The sequence below is a fragment of the Actinoplanes sp. GCM10030250 genome (genome assembly GCF_042666575.1).
GTDB lineage: Bacteria > Actinomycetota > Actinomycetes > Mycobacteriales > Micromonosporaceae > Actinoplanes.
Genome location: NZ_JBHTDO010000012.1, coordinates 162,592 through 174,720 on the forward strand (window position 1 = coordinate 162,592; position 12,129 = coordinate 174,720).

The 12,129-nt window shown below is 69.4% G+C and carries 5 protein-coding genes; 4 read left to right on the forward strand and 1 reads right to left on the reverse strand.

The genetic code is table 11. The features are described from left to right. Positions 1-11 precede the first annotated feature (11 nt). The gene (locus ACFQV6_RS18075; RefSeq protein ID WP_378028647.1) at positions 12-4,886 is read right to left on the reverse strand and encodes an ExeM/NucH family extracellular endonuclease; all 4,875 of its coding nucleotides are present in this window, start codon (positions 4,884-4,886) and stop codon (positions 12-14) included. A gap of 248 nt (positions 4,887-5,134) precedes the next feature. Here ACFQV6_RS18075 and ACFQV6_RS18080 point away from each other — a divergent pair, with 248 nt between their 5' ends. From ACFQV6_RS18080 to ACFQV6_RS18095, 4 genes are all read left to right on the forward strand, one after another. After that, positions 5,135-6,415, forward strand: coding sequence for a cellulose-binding domain-containing protein (locus ACFQV6_RS18080; protein ID WP_378028648.1), 1,281 nt, complete (start codon positions 5,135-5,137; stop codon positions 6,413-6,415). Between the two features lie 263 nt (positions 6,416-6,678). Next, on the forward strand, positions 6,679-8,475 hold the full coding sequence (locus ACFQV6_RS18085) for a stealth family protein (protein WP_378028649.1): 1,797 nt from the start codon (positions 6,679-6,681) through the stop codon (positions 8,473-8,475). Continuing rightward, positions 8,468-10,027 carry a stealth family protein gene (locus ACFQV6_RS18090; RefSeq protein ID WP_378028650.1) on the forward strand — a complete coding sequence of 520 codons (1,560 nt, stop codon included), beginning with the start codon at positions 8,468-8,470 and terminating at the stop codon, positions 10,025-10,027. The genes ACFQV6_RS18085 and ACFQV6_RS18090 overlap by 8 nt, the downstream gene beginning before the upstream one ends. A 1-nt stretch (position 10,028) precedes the next feature. Continuing rightward, positions 10,029-12,098 carry a glycosyltransferase family 4 protein gene (locus ACFQV6_RS18095; protein WP_378028651.1) on the forward strand — a complete coding sequence of 690 codons (2,070 nt, stop codon included), beginning with the start codon at positions 10,029-10,031 and terminating at the stop codon, positions 12,096-12,098. Positions 12,099-12,129 lie beyond the last annotated feature (31 nt).

Consider the following 12,129-nt stretch of genomic DNA (forward strand, 5'->3'; position numbering starts at 1 on the left):
GCCCTCCGGAGTTACTTGGTGATCTTCGCCGTGTAGACCTTCACGGACGAGGTGTTACCCGCCCTGTCCACGGCCCAGTAGGTGACCTTCAGGGTGCCCTTGCGGACGCCCTTCACGCCGACGCTCCACGTGCCCTTGGCGCTCGGCGTCGCGGTGACCACCTTCGCCCGGGCCTGGGCCGAGGTCAGCGAGCTCGCCTTCACCCAGCTCCGGCCGTTGTAGTAGTACCACTTGCCGGACCGCTTCTCGATCAGCTTCACCCGTACCTGCGCGGCACCGAGGCCGGTGTCCGCCACCTTCCCGCTGAGCTTCGACCAGGACGACGCCTTGGCCGGGCTCTTCGGGACGTTCAGGCTCACGCCGGGCTTGAAGGTGTCCTTGACGACCTTCAGGTTCCCGGCCGTCACCTGCTGGCCGGCGCCGAGAGCGTTGTACGGCGTGACCTTGACCGCGAACGTGCCGGCCTTGGCGAACCGGTGCGCCGCGGAGGTGCTTCCCGGCGACACCGTCGTGCTGGTGCCGTCGCCCCACGCCACCACGATCTTGGTGGCACCGGTTACTCCGCTCAGGCGCAGCGTGGCCGTCTGACCGGCCCAGATCGAGGACCTGTCGAGGCTGAACCGGCCCGGCTGAGCCGAGACCGTCACCTTGGACGCGCCCTCGAAGGTCGCCTGGCCGCTGTTGCCGGCCCCGTCGGTGAGAGCCACCGACACCTGGTGGGCGCCGGCCTTCGCGTACGTGTGGGTCGCGGTGGTGGCACCGGCTGCCAGGGTCTGCGGCGCGCTGCCGTCACCCCAGTTGACGACCCGGGTGATCCCGGCCGCCGGGCTGACATCGTCGGCCAGGGCCTTCTGCGTCAGCGTCACCGACTGGCCGGACCAGAGGGCCGCCGCGTTCAGGGTGTAGACGCCCGTCGGCGCGGTGGTGTCCGCGACACCGGCAGTGCTCCGCGGGGTGGTGTCCGGGGTGATCGGCGTGTGCTCGGCGAAGTAGTTGACCAGCATGGTGAGGTCGTTGTCGCCGGTCGTCAACCGATCGTCGCCCTTGCCGAGGGTGGCGAAGTTGTCACCACCGGCGGCGAGGAACGAGTTCGACGTGACCCGGTACGTGCCGAGCGGGTCGAGGGTGACCCCGTTCAGCTTGAGCGACGACGCGATGATCTTCGAGCCGCGCGGCTTGCTCGCGTCGTAGGAGTAGGTGAGCCCCTTCGACGAGCCCAGGTGCAGCACCGGCCGGGACGCCCCGTCCGGCTGCCACTGCTCCTCCAGCACCTGCTTGATCTCGGCGCCGGTGAGCGTCTGGGTCACCACGTCGTTCGAGAACGGCTGGACGGAGAAGGCCGCCGAGTAGGTGACAGTGCCGTCGGTGCCGTACTTCAGGTCGGCCCGCAGCCCGCCCGGGTTCATGAAGGCGATCTGCGCGCCGCCACGGCCCGGCTCGCTCGTCTGGTCGAGCTGGACGTCGGCGATGAAGTTGCCGAGCACCGACTCGGCGCCGCGGTCCTCGGCGCCCGCACTGGTGTACGCCCGCAGGATGTCCCCGGTGATCTTTCCGAGGGTCTGCTTGCCCAGCTCGGTGGCGTTCGCCTTGGCTGCCGTCACGATGTCGGCGACGGCGGTGTTCGAACCGAAGCCGGTCACCGTGATCAGTTCGGCGGTGGACGTGGTGACCTCACCGGTGGCGGGGTCGTAGGTCAGAACCGCCTTGCCGAGCTTTTCGCCGTAGTCCTCGGCCTGGATCACCGGACGGGTCTTCTCGGAACCGGGAACCGGCACCTGGAACGCGTACGGCTGGTGGGTGTGCCCGCTGAAGATGGCGTCGATCTCGGCGCTCACCTTGGTGAACTCACCGAACACCGGGTCGGCCTGCAGCGCCGCCGCGGAGCTGATGTTCGCGGTGGCCGCACCCTCGTGGGCGAGCAGCACCAGCACGTCGGCCTCACCGTTGGCCTGGTTGCCGTCGGAGAGCTGCGCCGCGAGCGTGTTCGCCTCGGCGACCGGGTCGCGGAACTCCACGCCGGCGATGCCGTCCGGGCTGACCAGCGAGCCGGTCTGCTCGGTCACCACGCCGATGTAGCCGACCTGGACACCGCCCAGGTTCTGCACCGAGTAGCCGGGCAGGATCCGCTTGCCGTCCTTGTAGACGTTCGCCGCGAGCAGCGGGAAGTCGGCCCGCTCGTCGACACGGCCCTGCAGGTCGGCGAGACCCTTGTCGAACTCGTGGTTGCCGACCGCGGAGACGGCGAGGCCGCCCTCGTTCAGCACGTCGATCGTCGGGTTGTCGTTGTCGATCGCGGAGATGAACGTGGAGGCGCCGATGTTGTCACCGGCCGAGATCCACGCGGTGTTCGGGTTCGCGGCGCGCAGCTGGTCGACCAGCCCGACGAGCTGAGCGGCGCCACCGACGGCCTGACCGTTGACGGTGGACGGCGACTCGAGCCGGCCGTGGAAGTCGTTGATGCTGAGCAACTGCAGGTCGACGGGGCCGGCCAGCCCGGTCTCCAGGCCGACGACAACCGGGTCGTGGTCGCTGGCCCGGTACGGCCCGCCGTCGTAGAACGGCGCGAAGCCGTCGTACTCGTAGGCGAACGACTCGACCGAGTTGATGTTCCAGATGTCCACGCCGGTGATGCGCTTGGCGAACTCGCCGGTGACCAGCGCGTGGTCCAGCGAACCCGACTCGCCGCCGAAGACGTACGACGACTTGTCCGGCGCGAACGTGGTGTGCGCGTCGGTGTAGCCCTTGTCGTACAGGACCTTCAGCGGGTCCTCCTGGCCGTACGCGTTGAAGTCGCCGAGCAGGATCACCTTGTCGGTGCCGAGACCCGCGACGAAGCCCGCCAGCGAGTTGGCCTGCCGCACCCGGTCACCGTTGTAGGCGCCCTGCCCGTCACCGGTGTCGACGTTGTCGCCGGTCGGCGCGACCGAGGCGCTCTTGGACTTGAAGTGGTTGGCCACCACGGTGAAGTCGATCGAACCCGAGGTGAAGGTCTGCGCGATCGGCTCGCGGGCGTTCGACCACACCGTCTCGTCGTTGATCGCCTTCGACGGGCCCTTCGGCGTGGCCGAGCCCGGCTTGAAGATGATCGCACTGGTGATGAAGTCCTGCTGGGCCGCGCCCGGCAGCTCGGCCGGCGACCGGACGTAGTCCCAGGTGCCGGCACCGTCGGCCGCGTTCAGCGCGCCGACCAGGGTCTTCAGCGCCAGCTGCGGGTCGTTGTCCTCGAAGCGGACCGAGTTCTCGATCTCCATGAGGGCGACCACGTCGGCGTCCAGCGCGGTGATCGCCGAGACGATCTTCTCCTGCTGCTTGGCGAGCGCCGCCGCGTCTGTCGCGCCGCGCGCCTCGCCACCGAAGTGGACGAAGTAGTTCAGCACGTTGAAGCTGGCCACCCGGATGTCGCCGCCGACGTTCACCGGTGCGGGCGTACGCGGGTTGGTGTCCTTGAACGTGGTCCGCGAGACCGCCGCGGTGTCCGCGTCGACCGGCTTCGCCGGCTGCAGGCGCCACTCGCTGAAGCCGTAGCCGAGCACTGTGGGCCCGAACTTCTCCACGGTGTCGCCGACCCGGATCGGGTCGTCCTTGGAGAAGTACGGCGGAGCGATACCCGCCGAGGCGAGGTTGGTGGTCTTGCCGTCGTCCAGCAGGACCCGGCCGTTCTTGTTGGCGGCCCGGAGCTGCAGGGCCGCGTCACTGCCGGGCCGCGCCACGTCCGTGGGGATGCGGGCCGGGTCGTTACCGGCGGCGAGGACGATCTCGCCGTACCGGTTCGTGTTGTAGACGTCCGAGATCGTGTACGCACCGACGGGGGCGACGAGCATGCCCTCGGCCGACTCGCGTGCCTCGTCGGTGAGCGGCAGGGCCAGCGGAACCGGTGCGGGCAGCGGCTTGTCGCTCGCGCAGAGCTGGACGTCGGTCTTGGCGCCGATGGTGATCTGGGTCAGCGCGTTGAACTCGCTGACCGTACCGGTCACCCGGATCACGTCTCCGACGGTCACCGACGGGTGGTTCGCGGTGTTCGCGGTCAGGTAGACGAAGATGCCGTCCGACGCGGTGCCCGCGGCGACCGGGCGGTCCCCGCCGCTACCCGCGGTCTGGAGGTAGACGCCGTTGTAGCCACCGGTGCGGTGGTCCGCCGTGACGACACCCTCGACGGTGACCGTGGAGCCGGCCAGGCCGGTCGCCGCTCCGGTGCCCTGCACCTGGGCGATCGTGTGGGTGAGGTCCGTGGTGCAGCCCGCGCCGGGCTCCTCCGGCTCCTCGGGCTCCTCCGGCTCGGCCTTGTTGACGGTGCCGAAGCTGCTGGTGACCGGTCCGGTCCAGGTGCCGCCGACCTTCTGCAGCGACTGACCGGCCGGTGTGCTGTCCGGCTGGGACACTCCGATGTCGACGCTCGTCCGGCCCGAGGCCGGTCCGCCGGTCGCGGCGAAGGCACCCTCGTAGCTGAGGAACTCGGCCACCGTGTCGTCGGGCCTGACCAGCGCCACACCGTCGGGCGCACCGTTCTGCAGACCGCTCGCCGGTACGACCACCACACCGGCGTCCGGCACCGGGCCGGTCACCGTGAGCGTTCCGTACGACGCGCCGCCGTTGCCGTTGTAAAGGACGACCCGCCAGCCGGTCAGATCGAATCCGGCCGGAGCCTGAATCTCGATCGCCTCACCGCTGTCGGTGCCGGCGTTGTCGTAGTGGATCTCACTGATAAACGGCGTGTCGGCGACTTCCGCGGCGGAAACCGGGCCGGTGAAGCTGAGGCCGAGTGCGGTGGCCAGAACGGCGGCGCCAACGGCACGAAGTGCGGGCCGGGAGAACGGCGGAGTCCATGGTGAACGCCGGCGGTGCGAACGGCGCGCAGCAACGTCCGCACTTGGTATGTTTTGAGGCATCTAAGAGTGTCCTCCGGACGAAGTTGATCCGCCGGAGCGTAAGCACACCCCATGACGATCGATTCTCTTTCAGGTAACGAAAAGGCATTCAGCCGGTGGCCACCGGCCCATTATTGTTCGTTTTTGTACTGTCCTTTTTGTGCATCCGGCACGGGAAACTCAATTAACCGGCGGCAACCGGGCAACCTTTTCGGCGCCGGCGTCCACTTCCGGGAGACAAGCCTTCCCCCATCCCCGGAGAGTTCCCCATGAAACGTCGTTTGGTGTGGATCGGGGCCTGCCTGATGGCCGCGTTCTCCACCGTGGCCGTCCTGCAGTCCGCGTACGCGGCGACCGGCTGCCGTGTCGACTATGCGGTGACCAGCCAGTGGACCAGCGGGTTCCAGGGTTCGGTCACCGTGACCAACCTCGGTGACCGGCTCGACGGCTGGACCCTGACGTTCGTGTTCCCCGACGCGAACCAGAAGGTCAGCCAGGGCTGGAGCGCCACCTGGACCCAGTCAGGCACCGCTGTCACCGTGACGAACGCGGCCTGGAACGGGTCCGTGGCACCCGGCGCCTCGGTGAACGCGGGCTTCACCGGCACCTGGAGCGGGACCAACCCCAGCCCGGCCTCTTTCGCACTGAACGGCACCAGGTGCACCGGCGCGGTCGCGAGCCCGTCAGCATCCCCGAGCACCAGCCCGAGCCCGAGCACCAGCCCGAGCGCGAGCCCGAGCGCGAGCCCGAGCCCCAGCACCAGCCCCAGCACGAGCCCGACTCCCAGCGCGAGCACCGACCCGTGGATGCCGCCGTCCGACCTGGCCGCCCCCTTGGACAAGGTCTGGGCGCACCAGGAGGAGACCTACAGCAACCTGTACGGGTTCAAGAACTACGGCTGGGATCAGCTGATGGCCGGCCGCGGCTCCATCAACTACTGCGTGCGTTGGGACTCCACCGCGCACGTGACCGCGGCCCAGCGTGACGCCGTCCACGCCACACTGCAGAAGCAGTACCAGAAGTGGATGGACCAGATGCTCGACAACGGGCAGGGCTGGAACAACTGGCCGTACCGTCAGGTACCGGTCAAGGTGGTCGGCTGGGCGGTGCGCGACCGTGCCCAGCTGGAGTGGACCGACACCTCGGTCGACGTCTACGTGAACAACATCCGGGAGAACGCACCACAGTGCGGCGAGCCCTGCGGCCGCTTCTTCCACCAGGACGGCAACTACTCGGGCTGCCCCGGCGGCGATTCGCACCACTACGACCACTCGCTCTGGCTCACCGCCGGCTTCCAGGGCGGCGCCGGTGGCGACTGGGGACAGCGGATCGGCTCGGAGTACTTCATGAGCAACCTGGGCACGGAGAACGTCCACATCCTGCTGCACGAGATCGGCCACACGTACGGGCTGGACGACTTCTACGACTGGGATCCCACCCCTGGCAAGGGTTTCGTCATGAAGGCCGGCAGTGCGACGCAGATCACAGAGTTCGACAAATGGATGCTGCGGGACTTCTGGCGTCATCTGAAGAGCCGCTACGGACTCTGATTCGACACATCTTCCGCTGGTCCGGGACCCGCGCCCGGACCAGCGGAAACTCCGCCGTCTCACCGAAACAGTAAGGACTGTTACCAGACGTATATTTGTTTCACGTTGACCTGTTGTCTACCCTGACTCCGCTGCGGTGGGGCTCCGGTCCCCATCGTTCAGTGGAGCCACGGGGGACCACAGGTGCAGATCAAGAATCTCGCCGGCCGCAGCGGCCGGCGATTCGCGACGTTCGGCGCGACGCTGCCACAGGCGGGTGCGGCATGATTGCCCTCCGCTTCTACCGCCTGCTGCCCAAGGACTACCGCCTGCGGCTCGTCGAGCTGCTCCCGCCGCACCGCCAGCTCTGGCTCGTGCGGCGGCTGACCCGCCAGCGGCGACTGCCCACCCCGGCCGCTCCTGGCGCGCTGGTCAAGGCCCGCGACGCGGGCCAGACCGTGCAGGCCCGGGTGATGCCCGACATGACACCGGCCGCCGCCTGGCAGCTCAACCTGGACGGCGTGACGGAAGCCCTGGACCGCGCCGGAATCGAATACTTCTGCCTCCGCCCGATCAGCACCCTGCACAGCTCCGTGGCGGTGCACAAACGGGACCGGGAGCGGACCCTCACCGCCCTGCGCGCCGACCAGGCTCTGCGGGATGCCGAGATCCGGACCGGCACCGTGACCGACGAAGGGTTCCGGGCCGGCCGCGGCAAGAACGCGGTTCAGGTCTACTTCCCCGTCACCAGCCCCTATGCGACCACCGTCCTGGGTAGCGGGTCGGCCTGCGAGATCGAGTTCTGGCACACGGTGAAGGGTGTCGACGGCGCACCCGACTCCATCGCCGGCCCGCGCCGCAACTGGGTGGCGAGCACCCTGCCGACCGAGGCGGCCTATGAGAACGTGCCCCCGGTCGCGCTGAACCCGGTGATGCCGCCCGCAGACGAGCGCCCGCGGTACCGCACCCGGTCCGAGTTCGCCGCGGTGCCGGCCGAGGACATCCGCTTCCCGATCGACATCGTCTACACCTGGGTGGACGGCAACGACCCGGACTGGCTGGAGCGCAAGAACTCCTCACTCACCGCGTTCGGCAAGCAGCAGATCAACACGATCGCCACCAACGCGTCCCGCTTCATCAGCCGCGACGAGCTGAAGTACTCGCTGCGCTCGATCGCCGCTTACGCGCCCTGGGTCCGCCGGATCTTCCTGATCACCGACGACCAGTTGCCGCCGTGGCTGGACGGATCGCACCCGGGGCTCACCGTCGTCAGCCACCGCGAGCTGTTCAGCGGCACCGGGGTGCTCCCGACCTTCAACTCGCACGCGATCGAGTCGCGCCTGCACATGCTCCCGGGCCTGGCCGAGCACTTCATCTACTTCAACGACGACATGTTCCTCGGCCGCCCGGTGGCGCCGACGGCGTTCTTCCACGCCAACGGCATCGCCAAGTTCTTCCAGTCCAAGGCACAGCTCGAGGCCGGCCCGGCGACCATCTTCGACGCGCCGGTCACCGCGGCGGGCAAGAACAACCGGCAGCACGTCGCCGAGCGGTTCGGCCGCAGCATCACGCAGAAGATGCAGCACGTGCCGTACCCGCTGCAGAAGAGCGTGCTCGAGGAGATCGAGCAGACGCTGCCGGACCAGGTCCGCGCGACCGCCGAGCACCCGTTCCGTCACCCCGGCGACCTGTCGATCCCGTCGTCGCTGCAGCACTACTGGGCGTTCCTGACCAAGCGCGCGGTGCCCGGCACCATCAAGTACACGTACGCCGACCTCGCTCACCCCTCCACCCCGGTGCAGCTGGCGTTCCTGCTGGCCCGCCGGCACAGCGACGTGTTCTGCCTCAACGACACCGACTCCGCCGCGGTGGCTCTCAGCGAGCAGGCGGCCATGATGGCCGACTTCCTCCCGCAGTACTTCCCCTTCCGCTCGCCGTACGAGTTGCCCGACCCGGTCGCCGCCGAGCGCGCCCAGTACAGCGCCACGACGCTGGGCCGGATCGCCATGGGGGCCACGGTGCCGATCCCCCGGCAGCCGTTCTCACGTTCCGAGGCCATGACGGGTGACCACCATGCCTGACCAGATCACCGTCGAGCGGGTGGAGCTTCCCGTCCAGCTGCTCCCGCGCACCGTCCACGTGCATCCGGGCCTCACGCCGCTCGAGGTGCGGCGGCTGAACCAGGCCGCCGTGGAGGAGGCGCTCACGGCGGCCGGCGTGGAGTACTTCACTGTCCGTGGCCTGGACGACCGGTCACCGGTCATCGGCGTGCGCGGGGACTACCGCAAGAAGGCGCTCGCCGCGCTGGCCGAGCTCGCCGGCCGGACCGCCGCCTACGTGGCGACGGTGCTGCCCAAGCCCGCCGTCCGCGACCTGCTGTCCGAGTCCACCGCCGAGACGTGGAGCAAGCTCGCCGACGTCAAGGTACTGCGCCTGGTCTGGTTCCGCACCGATCCCACCCAGTCCATCGTCCACGGCCGTGAGTACGGCTGTGACATCGAGTTCTGGAACACCGGCCGGGACGGCGCGCGCATCTGGGCGCCGCGGCCCAACCGGATGACCAGGATGCTCCCGCACGCCGACGAGCCGGTCCTGGCGCCGACCGAGCAGTTCACCCGCCTCGGCGGCACGGTGTACGCCCTTCCCCGGGTCCGTACTCGCCGCGAGATGACAGCGGCGCTGCCCGAGGACATCGGGTTCCCGATCGACGTGGTCTACACCTGGGTGGACGGCACCGACCCGGAGTGGCAGCGCAAGCGCGCCACGGTGACCGGCGACGTCTACCACGAGGAGTCGGCGAGCGACGCCCGGTTCCTGAGCCGCGACGAGCTGCGGTACTCGCTACGGTCGCTGCACGCCAACGCGCCGTGGGTCCGCAACATCTACATCGTCACCGACGATCAGACCCCGGCGTGGCTCGACCTGTCCCGGCCGAACATCCAGGTGGTCAGCCACAAGGAGATCTTCAGCGACCCCAGCGTGCTGCCGGTCTTCAACTCGCACGCCATCGAGAGCCAGCTGCACCGCATCGACGGCATGGCCGAGCACTTCCTCTACTTCAACGACGACATGTTCATCGGCCGCCCGCTCGCGCCGCAGGCGTTCTTCCTCGCCAACGGGCTGTCGAAGTTCTTCCTGTCGGCGGGCCGGGTCCCGGTCGGCCCGATCACGGCCGAGGACACCCCGGTCGACGCCGCGCACAAGAACAACCGCCGGCTGCTGGAGCGCAAGTTCGGCCCGACCACGTCGCAGGTGTTCCAGCACGTGCCGTACGCGTTGCGCCGCAGCGTGCTGACCGAGATCGAGAACGAGTTCCCGGACGAGTACTCGACCACGATGGCGTCGCGGTTCCGCAGCACCCACGACCTGTCTCCGCTGTCCAACCTGTACCACTACTACGCGTACCTGAGCGGGCGCGCGATGCCCGGCTCGGTCAAGTACGGCTACATCCAGCTCGCCGTGCCGGACCTGGCCGCCCGGCTCGCCCGGGCTCTGGTCCGCCGCGACTGGGACGCGTTCTGCCTCAACGACGCCTACTCCACCCAGGACCAGCTCGCATCGCAGGACACCATCCTGCGCCCGTTCCTGGAGAGCTACTTCCCGATCCCCAGCCCGTACGAGAAGCGGGGCTGAGGTGCGGATCTCCTTCCTCGTCCACAACGTCTACGGGGTCGGCGGCACCAACCGCACGGTCATCAACCTGGCGACGGAACTCTCCAAGCGGCACCACGTCGAGATCGTCTCGATCCTGCGGCGGCTCGAACGGCCGATGCTCGACATCCCCGACCGGGTGCCGGTGATCGGGCTCGTCGACCTGCGGTCGCGTGCGGCGGACACCAGGGACCCGCGGGTCAGCCAGATGTCCGATCTGGTCCCGCCGGAGGAGGAGTTCTACCGCTTCTACAGCCGGCTCACCGACGAGCGGATCACCAACTACCTCCGGCGTACGCCGTACGACGTCGTGGTCGGCACCCGCTCCGCGCTGAACCTGGCGGTGGCCCGGCTCGGCCGCCCGGGCAGTGTTCGCATCGCGCAGGAGCACATGACGCAGGCGCTGATCCCGGAGTCGGTGCACGAGCAGATGCGCCACTGGTACCCGCAGCTCGCCGCGGTCACCACGGTCACCGAGGCCGACGCCGCCGCGGTCCGCGAGGTGCTCGGCGACGGCGCACCGCCGGTGCACGCCATCCCGAACAGCGTTCCGGAGCCCGCGGTCGCCCCGGCCTCCGGCACCAGCAAGATCGTGGTGGCGGCGGGCCGGCTCGACGAGATCAAGCGGTACGACCTGCTGGTGCGCGCCTTCGCCAAGGTCGTCACCGAGCGCCCCGACTGGACCCTGCGGATCTACGGCAGCGGCGGCCAGTCCCGGCCGCTCGGCACCCTGATCGCCGACATGGGCATGCACAACCACGTCTTCCGGATGGGCAGTTACACCCCGCTGGACGCGGAGTGGGTCAAGGGTTCGATCGCCGCGGTCACCTCGGACAAGGAATCGTTCGGAATGACCATCGTGGAGGCCATGCGCTGCGGGCTTCCGGTGGTCAGCACCGACTGCCCGGTCGGCCCCGCCGAGATCATCCGGGACGGCGAGGACGGCCTGCTGGTGCCGACCGGCGACGTCGACGCCATCGCCGCGGGCCTGCTGCGCCTGATGAACGATGACGACCTGCGGGCCAGGATGGGCGCCACCGCGCACGTCAACTCCGGGCGGTACGACCCGGTGGCGATCGCCGGCGACTACGAGCGGCTCTTCGTCTCGCACCTCACCGGGCCGGTCAGGAGCCTGACCGGCCCGGCGCGCAAGCTGCGCTCCGGTGGCCGGGCCCTGTTCCGGGTGCTGCCCGGCCTGAAGATCCGCCGCGGAACGGAGCCGCCCCCGGTGGCCACCTGCCGCACCGAGGACGGCCGGGTGGTCGTCGAGGTGCCCGGCGCCCGCCTGCCGCGTGGCATGACCCACCTGGTCTGCCGGCCGCGCCGCATCGAGGGTGTCCGCAAGGCGGTCAGGATCCCGCTCGCCGGCGACCATGAGACCGGCTGGAGCGCGTCGTTCCCGTTCGACGAGGCGACGTTCGCCGAGGGCCGCTGGGATCTCTTCGTGGCCGACCGCCGCGAGGGCCTGTACCGGCTGCGGGCCGGCCTGCTCGACGTCCGGGACCTGATCGGCGGCCGCGAGACGGCGCCGTTCGTCCGCAACGTGCCCTACAAGACCGCTGACGGGTTCCTCGCGGTCGCCACCTGGCAGCGCGACGAGCACGCCGAGGCCGGCGACGTCTGGTTCGGCGAGGAGACGATCACCGTCCAGGGACGGCTGGTCGCCGGGGACTTCGACGGTACGCAGCCGATCCTCACGCTGTCCCGGCGCGGTGAGCACCCGAACACGTTCGTCGTGCCCGGCACGGCCACCGGCAACGGCGGGTTCAGCTTCGACGTGCCGGTGGAGCCGTTCGCCGCGCTGCGTGTCCTGCGGTACGAGGACTGGGACGCCTCGGTCTCCCGGGGCCCGTACGGCCCGCTGATCCCGATCGCGCGCCTCATGGACGACGTCATCGAGCGCAAGCGCGTGTACGTCTACCCGTCGGTCCTCGTCGACGACCGCCCACCGATCGAGCTGTACGAGGAGACTCCGGACTCGGAAGTGCGCGTCCGCCCGTACCTCTCGACCCCGAGCGGCCTGGCACTGGTCATCACCGACCGCCCAGCCTGACCAGCACGCGGGCCCGTCCGCACCGGCGGGC

Coding starts and splice junctions, on each gene's coding strand:
- ACFQV6_RS18075 (WP_378028647.1), bottom strand. CDS start 4,886: ATGCCTCAAAACATACCAAGTGCGGACGTTGCTGCGCGCCGTTCGCAC.
- ACFQV6_RS18080 (WP_378028648.1), top strand. CDS start 5,135: ATGAAACGTCGTTTGGTGTGGATCGGGGCCTGCCTGATGGCCGCGTTC.
- ACFQV6_RS18085 (WP_378028649.1), top strand. CDS start 6,679: ATGATTGCCCTCCGCTTCTACCGCCTGCTGCCCAAGGACTACCGCCTG.
- ACFQV6_RS18090 (WP_378028650.1), top strand. CDS start 8,468: ATGCCTGACCAGATCACCGTCGAGCGGGTGGAGCTTCCCGTCCAGCTG.